Annotated in this window: 23 protein-coding genes; 4 read left to right on the top strand and 19 right to left on the bottom strand. The window is 51.7% G+C overall.

The annotated features are described in order from the left end of the window. Positions 1–187 precede the first annotated feature (187 nt). Entirely contained in the window at positions 188–2,563 is a 2,376-nt protein-coding gene (locus BN2106_RS09185; protein ID WP_050698243.1) for a transglycosylase domain-containing protein, read from the bottom strand. Between the two features lie 91 nt (positions 2,564–2,654). Between BN2106_RS09185 and BN2106_RS09190 the strand changes: the two genes are divergently transcribed. Beyond that, entirely contained in the window at positions 2,655–3,032 is a 378-nt protein-coding gene (locus BN2106_RS09190) for a hypothetical protein (RefSeq protein WP_195891814.1), read from the top strand. Positions 3,033–3,130: 98 nt separating this feature from the next. Here the strand turns inward: BN2106_RS09190 and BN2106_RS09195 are convergent, their stop codons facing one another. The 5 genes from BN2106_RS09195 to BN2106_RS16150 all read right to left on the bottom strand — a co-directional run bounded on the left by BN2106_RS09195 (position 3,131) and on the right by BN2106_RS16150 (position 6,332). Next, complete coding sequence (locus BN2106_RS09195; RefSeq protein ID WP_050698245.1) at positions 3,131–3,322, bottom strand: alpha/beta-type small acid-soluble spore protein; 192 nt, start codon at positions 3,320–3,322, stop codon at positions 3,131–3,133. Positions 3,323–3,436: 114 nt separating this feature from the next. Next, positions 3,437–3,982: a hypothetical protein gene (locus BN2106_RS09200; protein ID WP_050698246.1), complete on the bottom strand. Its 546-nt coding sequence runs from the start codon at positions 3,980–3,982 to the stop codon at positions 3,437–3,439. Between the two features lie 112 nt (positions 3,983–4,094). Further along, positions 4,095–4,316, bottom strand: a complete 222-nt coding sequence (locus tag BN2106_RS09205; protein ID WP_050698247.1) for a hypothetical protein — start codon at positions 4,314–4,316, stop codon at positions 4,095–4,097. Between the two features lie 258 nt (positions 4,317–4,574). Continuing rightward, positions 4,575–6,095, bottom strand: coding sequence for a recombinase family protein (locus BN2106_RS09215; protein WP_050698249.1), 1,521 nt, complete (start codon positions 6,093–6,095; stop codon positions 4,575–4,577). Between the two features lie 78 nt (positions 6,096–6,173). Continuing rightward, positions 6,174–6,332, bottom strand: coding sequence for a hypothetical protein (locus tag BN2106_RS16150; RefSeq protein WP_154666469.1), 159 nt, complete (start codon positions 6,330–6,332; stop codon positions 6,174–6,176). 129 nt (positions 6,333–6,461) lie between these two features. Here BN2106_RS16150 and BN2106_RS09220 point away from each other — a divergent pair, with 129 nt between their 5' ends. Both BN2106_RS09220 and nox read left to right on the top strand, forming a co-directional pair. Next, positions 6,462–6,872, top strand: coding sequence for a hypothetical protein (locus tag BN2106_RS09220; RefSeq protein ID WP_050698250.1), 411 nt, complete (start codon positions 6,462–6,464; stop codon positions 6,870–6,872). Positions 6,873–7,030: 158 nt separating this feature from the next. After that, complete coding sequence (nox, locus tag BN2106_RS09225; protein WP_050698251.1) at positions 7,031–8,362, top strand: H2O-forming NADH oxidase; 1,332 nt, start codon at positions 7,031–7,033, stop codon at positions 8,360–8,362. On the opposite strand, the gene BN2106_RS16475 is transcribed toward nox, so the two are convergent. Beyond that, positions 8,334–8,873, bottom strand: a complete 540-nt coding sequence (locus BN2106_RS16475) for a polysaccharide deacetylase family protein (protein ID WP_195891815.1) — start codon at positions 8,871–8,873, stop codon at positions 8,334–8,336. The two genes, nox and BN2106_RS16475, sit on opposite strands and share 29 nt — an antisense overlap. A 157-nt stretch (positions 8,874–9,030) precedes the next feature. Continuing rightward, positions 9,031–9,753 carry a M48 family metallopeptidase gene (locus BN2106_RS09235; protein WP_050698253.1) on the bottom strand — a complete coding sequence of 241 codons (723 nt, stop codon included), beginning with the start codon at positions 9,751–9,753 and terminating at the stop codon, positions 9,031–9,033. A gap of 301 nt (positions 9,754–10,054) precedes the next feature. Between BN2106_RS09235 and BN2106_RS09240 the strand changes: the two genes are divergently transcribed. Further along, positions 10,055–10,777, top strand: a complete 723-nt coding sequence (locus tag BN2106_RS09240; RefSeq protein ID WP_050698254.1) for an MBL fold metallo-hydrolase — start codon at positions 10,055–10,057, stop codon at positions 10,775–10,777. A 35-nt stretch (positions 10,778–10,812) separates the two neighbouring features. Here the strand turns inward: BN2106_RS09240 and BN2106_RS09245 are convergent, their stop codons facing one another. From BN2106_RS09245 to cbiE, 11 genes are read right to left on the bottom strand one after another with little or no spacing between them, the layout of a single operon-like run. Further along, positions 10,813–11,589 carry a sirohydrochlorin cobaltochelatase gene (locus BN2106_RS09245; protein WP_242846288.1) on the bottom strand — a complete coding sequence of 259 codons (777 nt, stop codon included), beginning with the start codon at positions 11,587–11,589 and terminating at the stop codon, positions 10,813–10,815. Positions 11,590–11,608: 19 nt separating this feature from the next. Next, on the bottom strand, positions 11,609–12,244 hold the full coding sequence (locus tag BN2106_RS09250; RefSeq protein ID WP_050698255.1) for a precorrin-8X methylmutase: 636 nt from the start codon (positions 12,242–12,244) through the stop codon (positions 11,609–11,611). A gap of 12 nt (positions 12,245–12,256) precedes the next feature. Next, on the bottom strand, positions 12,257–13,759 hold the full coding sequence (locus tag BN2106_RS09255) for a cobyric acid synthase (RefSeq protein WP_050698256.1): 1,503 nt from the start codon (positions 13,757–13,759) through the stop codon (positions 12,257–12,259). Between the two features lie 7 nt (positions 13,760–13,766). Further along, positions 13,767–14,828, bottom strand: coding sequence for a threonine-phosphate decarboxylase CobD (cobD, locus tag BN2106_RS09260; protein WP_242846289.1), 1,062 nt, complete (start codon positions 14,826–14,828; stop codon positions 13,767–13,769). Between the two features lie 5 nt (positions 14,829–14,833). Then, positions 14,834–15,805: an adenosylcobinamide-phosphate synthase CbiB gene (cbiB, locus tag BN2106_RS09265; protein ID WP_195891816.1), complete on the bottom strand. Its 972-nt coding sequence runs from the start codon at positions 15,803–15,805 to the stop codon at positions 14,834–14,836. Further along, positions 15,802–16,185, bottom strand: coding sequence for a bifunctional adenosylcobinamide kinase/adenosylcobinamide-phosphate guanylyltransferase (locus tag BN2106_RS09270; protein WP_050698258.1), 384 nt, complete (start codon positions 16,183–16,185; stop codon positions 15,802–15,804). The genes cbiB and BN2106_RS09270 overlap by 4 nt, the downstream gene beginning before the upstream one ends. An 18-nt stretch (positions 16,186–16,203) precedes the next feature. Further along, a complete protein-coding gene (cobS, locus tag BN2106_RS09275; protein ID WP_050698259.1) occupies positions 16,204–16,968 on the bottom strand; it encodes an adenosylcobinamide-GDP ribazoletransferase in 765 nt (254 codons plus the stop codon). Then, positions 16,959–17,498 carry a bifunctional adenosylcobinamide kinase/adenosylcobinamide-phosphate guanylyltransferase gene (locus BN2106_RS09280; protein WP_050698260.1) on the bottom strand — a complete coding sequence of 180 codons (540 nt, stop codon included), beginning with the start codon at positions 17,496–17,498 and terminating at the stop codon, positions 16,959–16,961. Before BN2106_RS09280 ends, cobS begins: the two co-directional genes overlap by 10 nt. Before the next feature lie 12 nt (positions 17,499–17,510). Further along, positions 17,511–18,569 carry a nicotinate-nucleotide--dimethylbenzimidazole phosphoribosyltransferase gene (gene cobT / locus BN2106_RS09285; RefSeq protein ID WP_050698261.1) on the bottom strand — a complete coding sequence of 353 codons (1,059 nt, stop codon included), beginning with the start codon at positions 18,567–18,569 and terminating at the stop codon, positions 17,511–17,513. After that, positions 18,556–19,938: a cobyrinic acid a,c-diamide synthase CobB gene (locus BN2106_RS09290; protein WP_154666471.1), complete on the bottom strand. Its 1,383-nt coding sequence runs from the start codon at positions 19,936–19,938 to the stop codon at positions 18,556–18,558. Before BN2106_RS09290 ends, cobT begins: the two co-directional genes overlap by 14 nt. Continuing rightward, on the bottom strand, positions 19,935–21,140 hold the full coding sequence (cbiE, locus tag BN2106_RS15800; RefSeq protein ID WP_050698262.1) for a precorrin-6y C5,15-methyltransferase (decarboxylating) subunit CbiE: 1,206 nt from the start codon (positions 21,138–21,140) through the stop codon (positions 19,935–19,937). Before cbiE ends, BN2106_RS09290 begins: the two co-directional genes overlap by 4 nt. Positions 21,141–21,146 lie beyond the last annotated feature (6 nt).

Below are 21,146 nucleotides of genomic sequence, written 5' to 3' on the forward strand. Positions count from 1 at the left end.
CTTTAACAGCGTAAATACTTTTACAGTTTACCATTTTTTGATTAGACATTCAATATCAAAAAACACAACAATTCGCGCTTTAGCACAGTAATTTATAAAACACTTGTCAAAATGCCAGATGCAACCCAGGTGCTTTTTTCCTGCAAAAAGGGATGCGCGCCCTTTTCAAGCGTCGCATCCCTTTGGTTTATCCAACCGGGACCACTCCCGGCGGAACCATATCGTCGTTGCCCGGCTGCACATAAACATTATCGTCTGCCGGCACGCTGACCGGAGGCTCCATCGGCTCCGAAGGCGTATGGTTCGGCGGTTCCGGCTGATGATTTCCGGAATCCACCGGCGGTTCTGTCTGAGTGGGATCGGAGGGTGTTTCCGGAGGGTTGGAATCGGTTGGTGGCACGGACGAAGGTTCTCCCTCCCCGCCTTCCGAACTTTCTTCCGGATTCTCCACCTCGTGCGCAATATCGCATTTTCCGGGGAATTCTCCTTTTTTATACCAGCCGGTCCCGGTTTTAGGACACACGCCTGAAACCGCCAGTTTTCCGCTCTGCTGGCAGAAGGTTGCCGCCGTTACTTCTTCGTCATATGTGAACTTCAGAGGTTCTTTGTCCTCCAAATAATTCGCCATAATTTTCTGCCAAATGGAAATGGCATACTTTTTCTCCGTATTATTCATCGCGGTGGGCGTGTCCCGGTATCCGGTCCAAATCCCCGCAACAGCGTACGGCGTACCGCCGATGAACCAGCTGTCCTTCTGATCGTTTGTCGTTCCGGTTTTGCCGAATACCTCCCAGCCGGAAATAGCCGCTTTGCTTCCGCTTCCCTGTGAACCGACAATAACCCGATTCAACAACTTATGCATTACAGAGGACGTCTGTGAAGAAATTGCCTCCACCGGCTCCGGCGTACGATTATCCAGAATGACGTTTCCGTCGTGGTCTTCCACATAATAATACGTGTACGGCTTATAGAAATTGCCGCCGTTTGCAAAAATCTGGAACGCGGCGGTCATTTCACGCACGGTTACGCCCTCGCTCATTCCGCCGACCGCGATGGGAGCCAGGTCGTTGTCCGCAGGCTGTAAGCTTTTAAAATTCAGCTTATCCTTCAGGAACGTATAACCGACGTCCGGTGTAATTTCCTTGCAGATACGGGCCGACGGGGCATTTCGGGAATTCTCCAGCGCAAATTCCACCGTCATGCTTCCCAGATACCGATTATCAAAGTTTTTTGGGCCCGGCTTATTGCCGCTCCAATTTTCCAGGGGCTCGTCCTCCACAATTGTGGAATAGTTAATGGCATTCATTTCGATTGCCGGCGCGTAAACGCCGATCGGTTTAATTGTCGAGCCCGGCTGGCGCTGTGCGTCGGTTGCAAGGTTCATCGGGCGGTTCCTGGTCTTTTCGCGCGCACCGACAACCGCCAGCACCCGTCCATTATAATCCATCGCCATATAGCCCAGATCAATTTTATGGTTTTCCGGCAGGTTTTCCGGATCTTTGATAACCTCTTCCGCAGTTTCCTGCATTTCGGGTTCCATGGCACTGTAGATTTTAAGTCCGTCGTGATAGATCATGTCTTCCGCCTTGGCGCTGGTACAACTGTACAGCTCCATCAGGTCTTCCTTCACGTCTTCAAACATGGTTTCCACGTACCAGTTCCAGATCTGTGTGTTGCCGCCGCCCTCTTCCTTCTGCTTGCCAACAAAAGTCATATGCCTGGACTTCTCCATTGCCTCGTCGTATTGCTTCTTGCTGATCTTTTCCTGGTTATACATCTCCGTCAGAACCGTCTGCTGGCGGCCCATATTGTTTTCCGGATAGACCAGAGGCGTATAGCGGGACGGATTCTGCGTAATCCCCGCAATGGCGGCGCATTCCGCGATATCGCAGTCCTGTATATCCTTATCAAAATAAAGGTTTGCCGCGGCCTGCACGCCATTTGTACCGCTGCCGAAGGGCACCACATTGAGGTACGTTTCCAGGATCTGTTCTTTGCTGTACGCTTTGTTCAGGTTCAGCGCACGGAAAATCTCTTTGACTTTCCGGGTCAGGCTGACGTCCTTATCCCCTGTCACATTCTTAATCAGCTGCTGTGTGATGGTGGAGCCGCCGTAACTGCTTCCCTGTGAGAAAAGATGCGTCACCGCGCCGAACGTACGGTACCAGTCCACGCCCTCATGCTCCCAATACCGCTTGTCCTCAATGGCAACAATTGCATCCTTCATCGCCTGCGGAATCTGATCGTAACTGACCCAGATACGGTTTTCATTGCTGTGCAGGCTCAGGTATTCCACCGGATTTCCATCATCGTCGTTCACATAAATAAAGCTGGTATAATTCAGCTTCAGTTTATTAAGGTCATAGCTGATCGTTTCATCCTTCATACTCCAGATAAAGGAGATCAAAAACGTGCCGACGATTATACCTGTCACCGTTAAAATTGCGATTAAGGTTAAAAATGCTTTTCCAATGATCTTTCCGATCGAGCCTGCTGTGGCAGCCGCAGCACGGTCCTTCAGCGGTCCCGTATTGCCAAACTGATTGATGTCGGTTTTTCGCATGAAGCGCCACCTCCCAACCTTCTTCATAGAATGTGCAAAGACTTTGCATATTTGACTGAAATTACCAAATAATAGACCTGAGGTGATTTATGTGAAAAAGCTCATGATACTTTTGGCGAGCATAGACGTACTGTTAATCGGTATGCTTCTAATGGGATACCCCGCCAAATGGTTTGCGACTGTACCGCCGGAGGAATCCAGCTCAAATATAATGTATTATACCCCGGAGGACGCATCAAGTCAAGAAAGCAGCGGCGCATACGCCATGGCAAGCGGCGGTGAAACCTATACGGTCCGCAGTTATCAGGGACATATCGGGATTTTTTTAAACGACAGCCAATTTCCATACGACGAAATTGACGTAGCAGTCGCTACCCTGCCGGAGGCCGATCAAACCCTTTTGGAACAGGGCATTCTGGTAACAACCCGCGAACAATTGAACCAATTGATTGAAGATTATGAAAGCTGAACCACCTTGTATTTCCGCAGGCATTTTGTCTGCGGAAATTTTTATTTATTTATAGAAAAAGCGCCATACCGTTTGGTATGGCGCTTTCGGGGAAACATTTATTTCATGCTCTCTTCGTACTTCTTGATCATGGTCTTAACCATCTGGCCGCCAACAGAACCAGCTTCTCTGGAGGTCAGGTCGCCATTGTAACCCTGCTTCAGGTTCACGCCGACTTCCGCCGCAGCTTCCATCTTAAAACGGTCAAGTGCCTCACGAGCCTCAGGAACAACATTCTTATTACTAGACATAATCAATACACTCCTTAAACATTTTTATTTTTGATTTGATTTGTTTTGCGTTTGCTTTCCTATTTTGCGTCCTTGGAGTGATTTTATGACTGTTAATTTTTTCAAGTTGATTTGTCAGGAAATCCGGTATCCATTGGAAGCGTCCACACCGGACAAAAGCAGCACCATACATATGGAAAGAATCTGCCGCGGACTGAGGGCAGCGCCAACCTCCACCGTTATATCCCCCGGCTCAACAATCTCTCCTGTCAGCGTGGGGACGCTTCTCTGCAGGCTCATAGCCGCCGAGCCGTAGTCCAGGCTGGAGATGGACAGCGTATCCTTCGCACTCATGCCGCAGGTCATTGCGGCAGCGCCCGCCTCCTGCAGCAGCGCGGCAGCTTTCAGATTCTGCGGCTCCAGTACACACAGGAACCCTGGTGGGACCCGCAGCTTTTCTTCCGCCTCAAAGCTGTTTTTAAAAAGAAGAATGCCCTTCTCCGCCTGCAGCTGTGGCACGTGCTCACAATCACAGATCAGAAATTTTTCTTTTCCTTCGCCGCTTTTTTGAAAAAGTTCCGGATGATAATAGCTGACTTCGCCGTACCGCGCCAGCGCCGGCAGCAGCACCTTTGCAAGGGAATGATCGCTTCTTTTTCCGCAGAGCAAAATGTCGGTCATTTATCTCGTACACTCCAAACCGGCCATAGCCGAATCCGTTTTCCCGCAGAACGGGCATGAAATCAGTATTTGCCGCGGAACCGTAAATATGTAGAAGGACTGGAAAATTTATCTATTCTTTCTGCTTTAAAAACGTTTCCAGATATCCCTGCAGCTGACTGGCCCGTTCATGATCCAGCTGGATGCTGAGCGGGCGCAAATCCTGACCGCTCTCCTGCCCCGCCGCATAAACCCACATGGAAAAATAACGTGTATCCATATTAATATCCATTACAGTGCGGCTTTCCACGCGGATCGGCCGCTTGCATTTTCGTATCTGTGTAATTCTTGCCATACGATTTCTCCTATTATTTTTCATTTGATTCCAGCAAACGGGAGACGGTTACCAGTTCATATCCGTCTTCCCGGAGAGATCTTACAATTCTTTTTACAGCGGCCGGCGTATTCAATGCACTGCTTTGAAAGCGTATAATGGAGCCCGGCTTCACCTGAGACAATACCCTTTTGTGAATTTGCTCTGGTGGAATATTTTTCCAGTCAAGCGAATCGCCGTACGGTGCAAAAGAAAAAGAGTGCATAAAACAGATTCCCTCTATAACTGAAACGGCGGTTGCCAGCGAATGGTTATGACGTCATCCGTGAGCGCGACTTTTTCAATAAAAAGCTGTGCGATCACTTTCTTTTGCTCTAAAGAAAAGGATGGCCACTGTTCCGCCAAAACGTTTAAGTGAAACGTCTCCTGCTTATTTTGTTCCTTTTTCTGTAAAATACAGGTATGTAATTCCAATTTTTTTTGGTCCAGGTTTTCAATCTCCCTGCCAATGTAGCCTTCCACCACTGCGCTCCCCGCGGAAAGCTGTGCCAGCAGACGGTTGATTTGTTCTTCTATCTGGTCCAGTTCCGCCTGCAGGGCCCGTTCCTCTTTCGTACACTGCTCCGGCGGCGTATAGGTCCAATTTCCATGCAGCCGGACCATACGGAGAAGCTGCCGCTCTACCGCCCGCTCCACTTCCGGTACATGATACACCACGGAATGGCCGGGGCAGCTTCCGGTATTTTTCCTGCCGCTGCAATGAAAGTATTTTCGTTTTTCCCCGGCGGTGGTTCCGGTATCCACCGTCATGGCAAAGCAGCAGCGCCCACAGCAGATGATTCCGGAAAGCCAGCTGTTTTTCCCCCTGCCGCTGTTTTTTAGCGGGCTGTTCCGGTCCAGCAGACGTTGACAAACCAGAAAAACGTCCGGTTCAATTACTCCCGGATGCAGCGCGGGAGATACGATCCGCCCTGCAATGCTCCCCCGTTCGCGCGCGCCTTCAGGCTGTTTTCCATACAAATAACAGCCGTTCCCGCCCCTGGCGGCAAACGGTTCCCATGCAATACGGCATCCTTTTTCTTTATAATAGGCAAACACATCCTCATTGGACTTGACATAGATTGGATTGCGCAGGATGCGGCTCAGCTTGCCGGAATCCCAGTTTGTATTCCCCCGCGGGCCCGCGATTCCTTCCGTATTCAACTCTTTGGCGATCTGTCCCAGAGACCGGCCTCCCTGCGCATAAGTATGAAAAACCCGCCGCAGAACCGGTTCCTGCGCTTCATCCAATACATAGGTATGGGTTTTTTTCCCCTCTACCCTTGTTTCAACCTTACAAAGGCCATAGGGCGCCGGACCTCCCAAAAAGAATCCTTTTTCTCCGCGCGTATAATAATTGTCCCGGATTCTCTGTTGAATCGTTTCACGCTCCAGCTGCGCGAATACCATGGTGATGCTCAGCATCGCATTCCCGATTGGCGTGGATGTATCAAATTTTTCCTGTGTACTTTGAAAATCCACACCGTACTGTTTAAACAGCGCGATCAAATTGGCAAAATCCAAAAGGGAACGGCTCATCCGATCCAGCTTATAAATAATAACCTTTGCGATCTGTCCCGCCCGCACATCTCTTAGCAGCGCCTGAAAGCCAGGCCGCTCCATGTTTTTGCCGCTGTAGCCCTGGTCCTGATAGATCCGGTACGCTTCCCCTGCGGTTTCATTTTTACATAACTGAATTTGACTTTCAATAGAAAGGCTGTCCTTCTTCTCAACAGACTGCCGTGCATAAATGGCAATCACATGCTCACCCGCCTTACAAAGAAACGGAGCTGCCGCAGGACTGCGGCAACCCCATTATAGCAGTTCCTATTTCTCCATTCAATGCTCCGCAGAGGACGGTTCCGTCCGCTTATTCCGGTCAAACGCCTTCATTGCCGCCCCTACCCTCTGGACAAATTCCTGCCGGCCCTTTTCTTTTGGCGAATCCGCAAAGATATTTCGTACCGTAAAACCGTTTTCCTGGACCACTTCCGTCATATGTATCCACCCTTTTCATTCAGCTTAAGACAGTCTCTTGTATGTTCATACTTATGAGCGGATACAGCGGATTATGTTTTCACTTCCCCATACGTTTTCGCATAGAATAGAACACCTGATATATAGGCGGTGATCCAAACGAATCATTTTTGTATCAGCGATCTGCCGGAAGAAACCCAGCAACAGCTGAAAATCATAGACAAATCACAGTGGTATATCCTGGTTATCATCGGTGCAATTCTGCTGTCTTATTACTCTGTCAGTATCCAGCGGAAACAGTTGATCTGTTCCGCCACGGATCCGGAACTGTGCAAATGCATGCCAAAAACGCTTCCGTTTCAGGCACTTTCCAGCGTTATGGTCATTACAGCCCTGCTTTTCTATTTTAAGCTTTCCGGCAACAGTGTGTGCCAGGCCCGCAACGACCCCAAACAATTCTGCCGCGCTAAGATCAATCATAACGCAGATATCCTGGTCATCGTTGCCGCGTTGCTTCGCTTTGGACTTTTGGTACAGGGCGACACACATCTGGACGATTGATTTCCCTGCGGAACCAGGCAAAGCTTTGGCTTTCCTGGTCTGCGGGAAGCGCAGCGGACAGGCCTTTTAAATGTTTATTCCTTCCAAATATGTACATACTAGCAGCAATCCGATTGATTCTCTGCGAAACCCAATACGAAAGTGAGGAACTGTGCAATATGAGTAAGATTGTTATCATCGGCGCCAACCATGCCGGCACTGCCGCCGTCAACACCATTTTGGATCTGGATCCCTCCAATGAGGTGGTCGTTTTCGACGCCAACTCCAATATCAGCTTTTTAGGCTGCGGTATGGCACTGTGGATCGGCGGGCAGATTGCCGGCCCGGAGGGGTTGTTCTATTCTTCCCAAAAGCTGTTGCAGGAAAAAGGCGCTATCGTCCATATGGAAACACTCGTAAATAAAATTGATTTTGACCGTAAAATTGTGTACGCGGAGGACTCCAGCCACTCCCAGTATGAGGAACCCTATGACAAGCTGATTCTGGCAACCGGTTCGCAGCCGATCATCCCCAAAATTGAAGGATGTGATTTGGAAAATGTACAGCTGGTCAAGCGCTACCAGGACGCGGACGAAGTCATTCATAAGCTTCATACCGATGAGATCAAAAAGGTCGCCGTTATCGGCGCGGGCTATATCGGCGTGGAGCTTGCCGAGGCCTTCAAGCGCAACGGCAAAGAAGTCGTTTTAATCGACTGCGCCCCCACCTGCCTTTCCAGCTATTACGACGACGATTTTTGCAGCCTGATGGCGGAAACGCTGCGCAGCCATGGCATTGAACTCGCATTTAACCAGACGGTTACAAAAATCGCCGGCAAGACAAAGGTGGAAAAGGTGATTACCGACCAGGGCGAATTTGACGCGGACATGGCGGTGCTGGCCATTGGCTTTAAGCCCAATGCCAAGCTGGGCGCGGAGCAAATCGCGCTGTTTAAAAACGGTGCTTATCATGTGGACAAAGAACAGCGCACAAGTCTGCCGGACGTCTATGCCATCGGCGACTGCGCCACTGTCTACGACAACTCCATCGACGACGTCAATTACATCGCGCTTGCAAGCAATGCAGTGCGTTCCGGCGTCATCGCCGCCAACAACGTCTGCGGCGGGCATGTGGAAACCGAAGGCGTACAGGGCTCCAACGGTATCAGTATCTGGGGCTTTAATATGGTATCCACCGGCCTTACGCTGGAGAAGGCGCGCCGGTTCGGATTTGACGTCGCTTCCGCGGACTTTGAAGATTACCAGAAACCGCGGTTCATGAACCACAATGAAAAAGTAAAAGTCCGCATTGTGTATCGCCGTGACACACGCGTCATCCTCGGCGCGCAGATGGCCTCCCGCTATGACATGTCGATGGGAATCCACATGTTCTCTCTTGCTGTACAGGAAAAGGTCACCATCGACCGGCTCAAGCTGCTGGACCTGTTCTTCCTGCCCCACTTTAACCAGCCGTACAACTATATCACCATGGCGGCATTGGGCGCCGAATAACATCTAAACCGGCATTTTCTTTTGTATGGAGTGCTTCTACGTCCCACTGAACAAATAGCAGGCGCGCTTCTTCCACAGCCGCCACCAATTCTGCGTTCTCCTCCCCGTAGGGAGACCGAAACAGCTTTGGCGTTCTTCCAAGGATCGATTCCACTTTTTCATTACAGTTTTTTATCTGTGCAATGATCTGCTCCGGAGACATCTTTGCCATGTGAGGATGCGTGTCGGAATGATTTCCAACCTCACACCCCGCCGCTGCGATTTTCTGCAGCGTATCGGTGTGCGTCTCCGCCCAGCGGCCGGTGACAAAAAAAGTTGCTTCTGCCTGATTTTGCTGTAATACCGTCAGCAGCTCCTCAATTTGCCGGTCGTTCCACTCCACATCAAACGTGACCGCCACCTGCTTATGTTCCGTTTGGACGCGATAAACCGGCGCGGAAGAAAGGCCCGCCGCCGTCCAAACCGCCTGGATACCGCGCGCACCAATCATACAGGCCAATACCAATGCCAAACAGCTGAAAAGCAGGATCAGTGCGCGTCTTTTGGAAAGAATCCAATAAATTTGGTTTGCGCGGGGACGTTTTCTCTTTTTTAAATGGTATACTGCTATAAAAACACCCCCTCGGCAAATTGTATGCCAAGGGGGCTTGTTTGTATTTATAAAGGAATCATTCGGTATAGCAGTTAATCCTTTGTTCCCGCAGCAACCGTTTTCTCTCCCTGTGGTCCGGCATGACCGCGTCCAACACCGCGTAGAACTGCGCAGAGTGATCCGCTCGCACCAAATGCGCGAGTTCATGCGCCACCACATATTCCATACAGGCAACAGGAGCCTGCGCCAGATACAGATTGATGGTCACCACCCGTTTGATGGGCAGACAGGAACCCCAACGTGTCTTCATCCTGCGGATACGAAACTGCGGCATGGGAATTTGATACTTTTGAAAAAGCGGAAACACCGTCTCCACCGCCCGCGTCAGGGCCGCCTCACAACAGGCACGGTACCAGGCTTCAAATAGGCGTTTGTTATGAGAAAAATCTTCCGGGTCGTTTACAAACATACGCAAATCATTTCCCTCCGGAACGATCCGTTCCCGGTTGGAAGGCTCCACCTGCAATTCATAGCGCTTTCCAAATAAGCACACGGGCTCGCCGCTTTGATAGGTAACGGGCATCTGCTGTACCGCTCGTCCCGCATAATATGTCCTGGCGCGCACGATCCATTCCGCGCGGCTGGAAACAATCCGGTCGACTTCCTTGGAAGCAACTTTTCGGTTGGCGGACACACAGACAAGCCCGCTCGGTAAAACGCGTATATTAACATTTTTCACACGTTTCCATTCCAGTTGATAAGCAATCGTCTCGCCTTGATAGCAAATTGTTCGTTCCATACCACACCTCTTTACTCGCCCTATTCTAACGCAGAAGCACGTAAAAAGCAATTCTGTGTTATACTGATCACAGATACCAGGTGTGATGAAAGGGAAATCTTCCAAAAAGGATCACAACGGTACTTTCCGGAAAAGCCGGACGCTTTGTCCCATTTTACATTCGCACAGAAAAACCATTCGCCCTGACCGGTCATTGGACGATACTGCATCACATGCCGATCAAAAGCTTTCCGGAAATATTGAAACTTGGCTGGAGAAACCTGCACCCTCTTACAATATTCCATGAAAAGGAGCTGATTTTATGAAGCCCGTTTCCATTTGGTATTTATACAACAGCGGCTTTGCAGTAAAAACAGAACGGCACTTCCTGATATTCGACTATTTTCTTGATTCTCCACGCTCCGGCGGCTTGAGAGACGGCGTCGTCGATCCGGCTGAATTGCAAGATTCCAACACCGTTGTTTTTGTTTCCCACAGCCACCCCGACCACTTTAACCGTAACATTTTTCAATGGCGCAAACAAATACCTTCCATCCAGTATATCTTATCGGACGATATCAGCACTTCTGAAGAGTGCCTGCGGGTAAGCGCCGGAAAAAGTTACAGCCTCGGAGATTTGGAGATACGGACGCTCGCTTCCACGGATTTGGGCGTTGCATTTCTGGTTCAGGTAGACGGTCTCTGCCTTTACCACGCGGGGGATTTGCATTGGTGGCACTGGAACGACGAACCAGAAGAGGCCAACCGGCTGATGGCGCAAAGCTTTCAGGAGCAAATCGACAAATTGGAGGGAATTCCCATTGATATTGCATTCATCCCCGTCGACCCGCGCCAGGAAGAAAACGCCCTGCTGGGCTTGCAGTATTTTACACAGCACGCCGACGCAAGGATGCTTGTTCCCATGCACTTCGGTTCCCAATTTTCTATTTTTGACCGTATTTTCTCAGACCCGCAGACATTGCCCTGCTGGAACCGTATTGTCCGCTTATCCCAGCGCGGGGAAACATGGTTTTACCGTCCATAAAAAAATCAGGTGCCGCCTATGCTGCACCTGATTTTTTATGTCTCCTGCATCGCGTCCTTCGCATGCCGCACATAAATGGCACGAATATCCGTGTACTCTCCAAGCCCTTTTAAAACGGCTTCCACCGGATAACCGTCCGCTTCAAACGCTGTTTTCCAGGAATCAGTTTCGCCCGCCATATCGTTTCGTGCATGGTCTCCTGCCACCACCATCAGCGGTGCAAGCACCACACGTTCCGGTCGAAACCGGCTGACCTGACGGCGAAGGTTGTCCAATTCCGGGTATCCTTCCACCGCACCGACAAAAATATTCTGCGCGCCCCGTTCTTTGAACACATAGTCCAGCGCGGCGTAAGCGGCGTTTGCAAAATGTACGGTCCCGTGCCCCATCAAAACAAGCGCTGTGCTCTCCGGCAGGGAGTACGCCTTTTGAATGGCCGCCGCAACCTCATGGTAATCCTCTGTTTGGGTCAACAACGGCCTGCCGCAGTAAATGTGGTCAAAGCGGGCGGCATATTGCTTTACCATTTTGCATAGATCCTCATATTCTTCGCCGTTGACAACATAGGTCGGCTGACAAAGAACCGACGAAAAACCATCCTTTGCCAATCGGCCAAGCGCCTGCCATACGTTTTCCGTCGGCTGCCCCCTTGCCGCCAGCTTGTGCAGAATGGTCGGGCTGGTAAACGCACGGCGGACCTCCCAACCCGGAAAAGCTGTCCGCAATGCTTCTTCTATCGCGCCGATCGTCTTTTCACGGGTTTCGTCTACGGTTGTTCCAAAGCTGACTGCCAGAATTGCTTTTTTCCCCACGATCTGTTCTCCTTTATTCTCACAATTTCCGATCTTCCGCCAAATAAAGCAGCGCATTGCAAATGGCCGCCGCCACATTGCTGCCGCCTTTTCTGCCGCGCGCAATAATGTAAGGCGATCCGCCCTGTAAAATCAACTCTTTTGCCTCTACTACATTGACAAATCCAACCGGTGCACCGATCACCAGTGCCGGTTGGATTTCTTTTTTGCAGATCAACTCATGCAGGCGAATCAGCGCCGTTGGCGCGTTTCCAATTGCAAAAATGAACGGCCCAGCCAACCGCGCCGCACGCTCCATACTGACGGTCGCTCGGGTAACGCCGCGGTTTTTTGCCTCTCTCGCAACATCTGGATCCGCCATAAAACAAAAGGCCTCCCCGCCCCAGCGTGCAAGACTTTTTTTATTGACGCCTGCCTTCGCCATTTCCGTATCCGTCACGATGCAGGCGCCGCTTTTCAGCGCCGCAATCCCCTTTTTTACGGCGTCAGGCGAAAAACAAAGATTTTCCACATAGTCAAAATCCGCGGTCGTATGGATTACCCGCTTGATCACAGGCGCTTCGTCCGGGTTTAGCACCCTTTTTCCCAGCTCCGCTTCAATGATGGAAAAGCTACGTTTTTCTATCTCTCCCGGCTGTATGGTTGTAAACTGCATAATGTTCTCCTTTTAAACACCCTGCTTTAAAATCTGGTAAATCATGCGCATATCCAGACTTTCGCGCAGGGTATCCGCTAATAGATTATACTGTGTCTCTTTAAACGCCTGCTGGTCGATCTCGGGAAGCATGTCCGCGTCCAGCCCTTTGCGACGCAGGAGCGACCGTATCAGTGCGGGCGCCGCCTTTCCGTCAAAAAAGCCGTGCGCGTAAGTACCATAGACATTGCCATATACTGCGCCGTCTTCCTTTTCCTCTTTTCCCTGCTCCGCCATTGCAACAAAGGGCCTGGTTCCCGCTTCCCGCTCCGTTCTCCCCATATGAATTTCATAGCCTTCAAACGGCGTGCCGGATAGTCCCTCCAGAACACCGTTTACTGGCAAAACAGAACCCTTCACACGGGTGCGGACCTTTTCTTTTTCATACACAGTGGACACCGGAAGAAGCGCCATTCCCTCAATCTCTCCGCCGCCTTCGACGCCGAATGGATCACTGATTCTTTTGCCCAGCATCTGGTATCCGCCGCAGATTCCCAAGACTGGATTCCCCTGCTTTGCATATGTCACAATACAGGACTCTAAACCGTTTTCCCGCATCCATTGCAAATCTCCCATTACGTTTTTCGTACCTGGAAGAAGCACCAGATCCGGGCTGCCAAATTCTCTGACAGACTCCACATACCGCACGGAAACGCCGGGCATTCTTGCCAGCGGGTTAAAGTCCGTAAAATTGGATACCTTTGGGCAGCGGACCACCGCAAGATCGATTAAATTGCCCTGTTTTTTTTGATGCAACTGCTCTGATAAGCTGTCCTCGTCATCCAGTTCGATCCGCATATAAGGAATCACACCGGCAAAAGGCACATGCGTGCGCTCCTCCAGCATACAAAGGCCCGGTTTTAAAAGCTCCACATCGCCGCGGAACTTGTTGATAACCATTGCCTTAACCCTCTCGCGCTCCGCAGGATCCAACAGCGCCATGGTCCCATACAGGGAAGCAAACACGCCGCCGCGGTCGATATCTCCTACCAACAGCACCGGAGCCTTTGCCAGCTTTGCCATTCCCATATTGACAATATCGTCCTGCTTCAGGTTGATTTCCGCCGGGCTTCCGGCGCCTTCCAAAACAATGATATCATTTTCCGCCGCCAAGGACTGGTATGCCTCCAGAATCGGGGCAATCAGCCGCTTTTTAAATGGGTAATATGCGGAAGCATCCATATTTCCAATCGGCCTGCCGTTAACGATCACCTGCGACCCAGTGTCATTCGTCGGTTTCAGCAGAATCGGATTCATTCGTACCGAGGGCTCTACACCGGCGGCTTCCGCCTGCATCACCTGCGCACGCCCCATTTCCAGCCCTTCCGAAGTGATATAGGAATTCAGCGCCATATTCTGGGATTTAAACGGCGCGACCCGATATCCATCCTGTTTAAAAATCCGGCACAGGCCAGCGACCAAAAAGCTTTTTCCCGCATTCGACATCGTCCCCTGCACCATGATTGCCCTTGCCATCCGGCCTTCACCCCTCTAAGCTGTTTTTTAACGCAGCAATCAGCTGTTCATTTTCTTTTCGTCCGCGCACCGCAATACGCAGGTAGTGGTCATTCAGACCCCTGTAATTCCCGCAGCCGCGCACTAAGACGCCCTTGTTCGCAAGCCGTTTTCGGATGGATTCCGCATTCTCCATGCGGAACAGAATATAATTGGCCTCCGTAGGATAAACCTTTGCTCCAAGCTGTTCCAGATGTCGTGCCAGCCACGTGCGTTCTTCTCTTATGCATTGCCGTGTCTCACGCAGATAAGCCTCATCCGTCAGAGCCGCTATGCCCGCTCTTTGCGCGGGAACAGAAACGCTCCACGGCTGTCCCACTGCATATAATACATCTATAAAATGGGGATCGGAACAGAGTGCGTATCCGCACCGCAGCCCGGGCATGGCGTATATTTTTGTAAACGCTTTCAGCAAGAGCATATTGGGATACCTGTTCAAATGCGGCTTCATTGTATGTTTTTCCGGCTCGTTTAAAAAATCATTGAAGCATTCGTCCACCACAAGGCGGATGGATAAATTTTTACATCGTTCTGCAATCTGCAAAAGCAAATCTTGTTCGATCGTCCGCCCGGTTGGATTATTGGGATTACAGAGAAACAATATATCGATCTCCGGCGTCAATTCCCGTAAAAAATCCTCTGTAAAGGCAAAATCATTTGTTTCTTCCAATGGATAAAACCGGCAGTTGCAGCCGGCAGTCAACAGCGCCTGTTCATATTCTGCAAAGGTTGGAGCCGGCAAAAGCGCTGTTCGCGGCTTTGCCGCGGCGGCAATGCGAAAAATCAAGTCCGCCGCGCCGTTGCCACACACAACCTGTTCCGCAGAAACGCCCTCATATGCGGAAACCGCATCCCGCAGTGCGCGGCAGAGCGGATCCGGATAATGCACACACTCTTCGAGGGAATCCAGTACCGCTTTTATCGCTCCCGGAGGCATACCAAGCGGATTGATATTGGCGGAAAAATCGAGCGGCACTTTTCCCTGTTCTTTCTGTACCGAGTAAACATCACCGCCGTGTATCAAATTCACACACATCACCCCCAACATAGCAACATACAAAAACGAAAAATCATGCATAAAAGCAGCATCAGAATCGACGCCCCATATAAAAGCCGATTGGCCCGCCGGATATCCTCCGGCACAACCGGTCTCATTTTGTCTCCGATCGTCGGCTTAGCAACAAGCTTACCAAAATAAGAAGCGTCCCCTGCCAGCTGTACACCCAACGCACCAGCGCAGGCCGCTTCTGTTTGCGCACTGTTCGGGCTCGCATGGCAAAAACGGTCGCGCCGATAGACGCGAAGCGCATTTTTTGCATCCAGTCCCAAGGGACGAGCAACCAGGATCATCAGCCACGCCGACAGTCTGGACGGAATAAAATTCAGAATATCGTCCAGCTTTGCCGCGGCCCTACCAAAGTGCAGGTATCGCTCGTTTTTATAGCCTACCATGGAATCCATTGTATTGACTGCTTTGTAAAACACGCCCAATGGCGCACCGCCCAACGCCAAAAAGAAAAGCGGCGCTATTTCCCCATCAGAGGTATTCTCCGCCACGGTCTCCACCGCCGCCTTCGTCACGCCGGTTTTAGAGAGCGCCTGCGTGTCGCGTCCAACGATCATGGATACAGCCTTCTTCGCACCCTCCAGATCGTCTTTCCGCAGATGATCATATACCTTCATACTTTCTGTTCGAAGAGATTTTGCCGCCAGCATTTGATAGCAAAGCAGCGTTTCCAGAGCAAAATATAACCAAACGTTGATTTTTCTGAAAAGAAATAGAAGTGCGCCCACCGCGAACAGAGAGAGCAACGGCACCAAAACAGCAAGCAAAACGCCCGCTGTCTGTTCTCCCCGTTTTGTTTTTGGGAAGTGCGCACGTAAAAGCGTTTCCAGCTTTTGAATCAGCCATCCGATTAACCGCACCGGATGCGGCAGCCATTGCGGATCCCCAAAGCACAGGTCCAAAAGGAAGCCCAACAAAAGCGCCGCGAAAGAGCCGATCATACTGGAGCCTCCGGTTTGATACAGGCCGCAATCCCGCAGAACACGCGGTCCACCCGTTCCGCGCGCTGGGCCAGCATGCAGCAGATTCGCCCCGTCTGCTCCCTCCACTCGCGTTCAAACGCGTCAACCGGTACGATTCCACAGCCGATTTCATCGCACAAAATCGTGATTTCCGGATTCTGAAACAACACCTGTTCTACTGCTTTTCCCGGAGCCTGCCCAAGCAGCATCAGCCTGCGGATCTCTTCGTGCAGTGCGTTCCAAATTGGCATATTTTTCGCCTCATCGCACGTATACGCTACCTGTGACGCCACACCGCTCATTTCCTGTAATACCCATTGCAGTTTCCCCTGTTTTGCACCGCCAATTACCAGATGCATGTTTCCTTCTCCCAACGTTTATATTTTCTGCACAACGACTGCCGCCAATAAAATGGCCAGCTCGCACACCTGTAAAAACCATCCAGCCAGGTCGCCGGTGGTTCCGCCGAATTCCCGTGCGGACATCCAACGATAATATGCAAACGCCGCAAATGCGGCAAACAACACCGCTGCACCGGTTTTAACCTCTATCAGCAATAAAAATATTATCAACGCAACCAAGCTGGCCGCCAGCACCCAAGCCGTACGCCGTTTGTCCGCCGCGCGGGAAAACATCGCCAACAAACCGCTGTTTTTTGCACACGGAAAACAAACCACGGAAAGGCCGCTCAACACGCGGGAAAGTATAAAACCAATCGCCAGAATGCACAACGATTTTCCATTCGGCTCCAATTCCTGCCACAGACAAAAAAGCAGCAGGAAATAAACGCAGCAGCCAATGACGGCAAACGCGCCGCTGTTGGAATCCTTCAGGATTTCCAGCTTGCGTTCCATCGGTTGCCGGGACCCCAGGGCATCCAATGTATCGCAAAACCCATCCAAATGAATTCCCCCTGTCAAAAGGGCCGGAATAACCGTTGCAATTCCAGCAAACAGGGCTTTCCCAATCCCACAATGGACGGAAATAGAAGTCCACGCAACCAGAACCAGGCCGATTACCGCGCCGATCAGCGGGAAAAAGCACATGACATACCGCATATCGTCTTCGGTCCACTCCGTATGCGGTACAGGCAGGCGGGAATACATCGAAAAAGCGATACAGAACGATCGAATCAGACGCACGCTGTACTTTCCCCTTTCCCCTTATGCAGAATCGGAATAGAACATACAACCTCCACCAAGCGATCCGCTTTTTGCGCCAAAGCGGCGTTCACGCGCGCCAGCCTTGCGATATATGCCATGGTGGACGCATCATATATCATTCCATCCGAAAACACCAAATTGGAAACGACAACGGCATTATCGGCCAGTTGACATAAGCGATCCATCCCGCGCAGGATCCGTTCGCAGGCCAACTTCCCCGCACCGTCCGGACTAAAACACTCGTTTGCCAATAAGTTGGACATGCATTCCAACAAGACGACCGATCCTGAAGGAACCGCGACATGTTCCAATGCCAGCGGGCACTCCACCGTTAAAAAGCCTTTCCCTTCACGCAGAGCAATGTGCCGCTCCACACGCGCCCGGCTTTCCGCGTCGTTTGCCTGCATGGTCGCCAGATAGATGCGCGGCGTACCGGAAAGTTTCATCACCAAAGCTTCGGCATATTCGGACTTTCCGCTGGCGGCGCCGCCCAGAACCAATGTCAACATTGTATATACCTCCTAGGCTAAGGGCTGATACGGTGCAATTTCGATCTGCTCAAACGTGCGCATCCCATTGTAAACCGCACATGCCATATCCAAAATCGGCAGGGCGGCCACAGCGCCCGTTCCTTCTCCTAACGACATATTAGCTGTGATAAACGGCTGCAGCTCCAACTCCCGCATCAAAAGCTGTCCCGCCGGTTCACTGGAAACATGGGACGCCAGCAAATACCCTTTAACGAATGGGCACAGACGGACCGCCGCCAACGCCGCGGCCGCGGAAATAAAGCCATCCACTACAACAGGGATACGCGCCAGAGCGCCGCCGAGAAACACGCCGGCCAGCCCCGCCAAATCCAGCCCTCCGACCTTACAGAGCACATCTACCGCGTCATTGCAGTCCGGTTTGTTAATCGCAATTGCCCGTTCAATCGCCTGTATCTTCTTTTTCAGCCCCTCGGAAGACAACCCCGCGCCGCGTCCCGTAACCTGTTCCGGCGGCAAACGCAGAAACACGGCGGTGATCGCGCTGCTGGTGGTCGTATTGCCAATCCCCATTTCACCTGTCGCCAGGATTTGATAGCCATTTTCCTTGAGCTCCAGCGCCAATTGAATGCCTGTTTCCAGCGCCTGAATCGCCTGTTTGCGCGTCATCGCAGGGCCATTCACCATGTTCTGCGTTCCATATGCAATCTTTCGATGCAAAATTTTTCCTCCCGTCACATCGCGTGCAACGCCGATATCCACTGGAAAGACGTCCGCATGCGCCACCTGCGCCATCCGGCAGACGCTGGTATCCCCTTTGGAAAGGTTCTCCGTCACAACAGCGGTCACCTCCTGTCCGGTCTGTGTGACGCCCTCCTGCACGACGCCGTTGTCCGCACAGAATACGGTCACGGCTCTGCGGCTGAGGTCAATTTCCGGCATCCCAGTCATACCGGCAATGCGCGCCAGCGCTTCTTCCAAAAGGCCCAGGCTGCGCAGCGGTTTTGCAATGCTGTCCCACCGCTGCCAGGCAAGCTGAATGGCGGTTTCATCCGGCGGGACAATCCCGCGAATCGCTTCATCTAAAGTCATTGATCTGCTCCTTTTTATAGCTCTGGCATCGTTGCAAAAAGGATACGGCCATCCTCGGATTGGAACAAAAGTGCAGGTGGGGATACCCCGCATAGAGCGTATCGCCCGCAAAAACACAGTCCCACTCGCTTCCATTGGACACCTTTCGCGCCCGGAAAGACGCGCCGCAGTCGGTGCTGTCCCAATAATGAAATTCATGCACCGGTATGGTTTCTCCTTTATTGCAGAGAAGGTTTTTCTCTTTGGCTCTCAAAGTCGCATAGCCAAAGCGCTGTAATCGATCGGTTCGTTTTCCTTTGATGGGAAGCACGCCGGCCATCCTTCTGCAAGCGCCGGTTTCATCCTCAATCGACGCATGCAGATATAAAAAACCACCGCATTCCGCAATGCAGGGCAAGCCGTTCTGCACGGCCTGTTTCACCTGCGCGCGCATGGAAAAGTTCGCTTCCAGCTCCTGTGCAAATACTTCCGGGTAACCGCCGCACAGCAAAAGCCCACTGCATTCCTCCGGCAGTTTTTCATCCTGCAAAGGGCTGAAAAAACAAAGCTCCGCACCCATTTTTTGCAGCAACCGGATAGAATCCGGATAAGAAAAGCAAAAGGCTTTGTCCCGGGCAACCACAATGCGCAGTCCTTTGGAAATAACGGGAATCTCTTGACGTCCAACCGACAAAGGCTCCGCCCGCTTTGCCAGTGCAAGAAGGCGGTCCAATTCTATGTTTTGTTCCGCCTGAAACGCCAGCATATCCAGCTTGTTTTGCAAGCCCCGCACTTCTTCCGCCGTTACCAAACCCAGATGACGGCTTTCCAACACGGCTTCCGACATCTTTGGAAGAAACCCCAATGACGCAATCCCCAAGTCCTGCTCGACATGCTCCTTCAGCGCCGGATACTGCGTGGGAGACAACCTGTTAAAAATCACACCCGCAATGCGGCTGTCCGGCCGATATTTTAAAAATCCTTCGATTTGTGCCAACAGGGAAAGCGCCGCGCCGCGCGCATCCACAAGCAATATTACAGGACTTTTCGTCACGCACGCCATATGATAGCTGCTCGTTCGGTCCGTCATGCCGATTCCGTCGTAATATCCCATCACGCCCTCTAAAACGGCAATGTCAGCTTCCTGCGCATTTTCACACAGAAGGGAACGGACCGTCTGTTCCTGCAAAAGGAACAGATCCAGATTTGTCGAAGGAACCCCCAAAACCTCCCTGTGAAACATGGGATCGATATAATCCGGGCCGCACTTAAACGCCGCCGCACGTACACCGCGATTTTTCAGCGCGCGAAGGATCGCGCACGTCACCGTTGTTTTACCTGAACCACTGGCGGCCGCGGCAAGAAGAACGCGTGGCTGCAGCCCGATCACAGCCCCGCCCCCTGCCCGCTGAGCACATAAACCGGATTTTGTCCCAGCATCATATGGTACGGGCCGGCCTGATTTGCCCTGGCAACCGAAACCTGTGAAATCTCTACATCTGTAAAACGCAAAGACGTAAACGCATCGACCGCCGCGTGCAAGGTCTCCAGCGTAATGGCGTTGATTACGATCCGCACCTTTGAATTCTTATAAAGAGCCGTACGCATCACCACCTCCAAATGACCGGAACAGCCGCCGATAAACACGCTGTCAGGCGCGGGCAGACCATCCAACACCGCGGGCGCTTCTCCCTTGACAACGTTCATATGCAGGACAGAAAATTTGCTGCGGTTCTGCCGGATCAGTTCCACCGCATCCTCCTCTTTTTCCACTGCATAGATGCTTCCGTATTTTGATTGCAGCGCCATTTCCACCGCCACCGAGCCTGTACCGGAACCGACGTCCCAGGCAACGCTGTCCGGCTGAAGCCGAAGCCGCGCCAGGGAAACCGCACGCACCTCGGATTTGGTCATTGGCGCGTCTCCCCGCAGAAAAAGGTGGTCGGGCAGTCCAAACCCCGTCAGATTCAGGACATTCGGATTTTGAATCAGCAACACGCTGAGCGGGTGAAACTCCCGTTCGGATAACTCCTGCGCGGTTCCCGTCGTCACGCGTTCATCCGGATAGGACAGACGCTCCCCCACAGATACAGACACCTGTGCAAGTCCGGCATTGCACAAATTCCGGCAGACAACCTGCGCGCTCAACTGGCCCGCCAGAACAAACACCTTTTCGTGGGTCTGCACTGTGCCCACCAGATTTCCCGTTCGTCCGTGCAGGCTGATTAAATGCACATCCTCCCATGATTGGTGCAGCTTCGCACAGAAATAAGAGACCGAGCTGATTCCGCAAAATTCTTTGATTGGGTATTCCTGCAAAAGCACCCGCAAACGTTTGGCGCCGCTGTAAAATCCCAGATCTCCGGAAAAAACAACGCCGATCACACGATGCTGCGGATGCGATCGAATATAGGCGGCAATCTGTTCTGAAAGCGTCAAAGCACGCTTTTCACAGGGTAAATCCTGAAACGCTTCCAGCATTCGCTGTGCACCAATCAGGCAGTCGCATTGTTGTAGCGCTTCCCATGCGCCAATGGTCAGCGTATCGCGGTTTCCCATCCCAATGCCGACAAAATAAATCTGTTCCGCCATCGTGCC

Source organism: Anaeromassilibacillus senegalensis (genome assembly GCF_001261775.1).
Taxonomy (GTDB): Bacteria; Bacillota; Clostridia; order Oscillospirales; family Acutalibacteraceae; genus Anaeromassilibacillus; species Anaeromassilibacillus senegalensis.

What these genes read in the sequence shown, in the direction of transcription:
- BN2106_RS09185 (WP_050698243.1), bottom strand. Translation starts at nt 2,563, where the DNA reads ATGCGAAAAACCGACATCAATCAGTTTGGCAATACGGGACCGCTGAAG.
- BN2106_RS09195 (WP_050698245.1), bottom strand. Translation starts at nt 3,322, where the DNA reads ATGTCTAGTAATAAGAATGTTGTTCCTGAGGCTCGTGAGGCACTTGAC.
- BN2106_RS09200 (WP_050698246.1), bottom strand. Translation starts at nt 3,982, where the DNA reads ATGACCGACATTTTGCTCTGCGGAAAAAGAAGCGATCATTCCCTTGCA.
- BN2106_RS09205 (WP_050698247.1), bottom strand. Translation starts at nt 4,316, where the DNA reads ATGGCAAGAATTACACAGATACGAAAATGCAAGCGGCCGATCCGCGTG.
- BN2106_RS16150 (WP_154666469.1), bottom strand. Translation starts at nt 6,332, where the DNA reads ATGACGGAAGTGGTCCAGGAAAACGGTTTTACGGTACGAAATATCTTT.
- nox (WP_050698251.1), top strand. Translation starts at nt 7,031, where the DNA reads ATGAGTAAGATTGTTATCATCGGCGCCAACCATGCCGGCACTGCCGCC.
- BN2106_RS09235 (WP_050698253.1), bottom strand. Translation starts at nt 9,753, where the DNA reads ATGGAACGAACAATTTGCTATCAAGGCGAGACGATTGCTTATCAACTG.
- BN2106_RS09240 (WP_050698254.1), top strand. Translation starts at nt 10,055, where the DNA reads ATGAAGCCCGTTTCCATTTGGTATTTATACAACAGCGGCTTTGCAGTA.
- BN2106_RS09250 (WP_050698255.1), bottom strand. Translation starts at nt 12,244, where the DNA reads ATGCAGTTTACAACCATACAGCCGGGAGAGATAGAAAAACGTAGCTTT.
- BN2106_RS09255 (WP_050698256.1), bottom strand. Translation starts at nt 13,759, where the DNA reads ATGGCAAGGGCAATCATGGTGCAGGGGACGATGTCGAATGCGGGAAAA.
- cbiB (WP_195891816.1), bottom strand. Translation starts at nt 15,805, where the DNA reads ATGATCGGCTCTTTCGCGGCGCTTTTGTTGGGCTTCCTTTTGGACCTG.
- BN2106_RS09270 (WP_050698258.1), bottom strand. Translation starts at nt 16,185, where the DNA reads ATGCATCTGGTAATTGGCGGTGCAAAACAGGGGAAACTGCAATGGGTA.
- BN2106_RS09280 (WP_050698260.1), bottom strand. Translation starts at nt 17,498, where the DNA reads ATGTTGACATTGGTTCTGGGCGGCGCCGCCAGCGGAAAGTCCGAATAT.
- cobT (WP_050698261.1), bottom strand. Translation starts at nt 18,569, where the DNA reads ATGACTTTAGATGAAGCGATTCGCGGGATTGTCCCGCCGGATGAAACC.
- cbiE (WP_050698262.1), bottom strand. Translation starts at nt 21,140, where the DNA reads ATGGCGGAACAGATTTATTTTGTCGGCATTGGGATGGGAAACCGCGAT.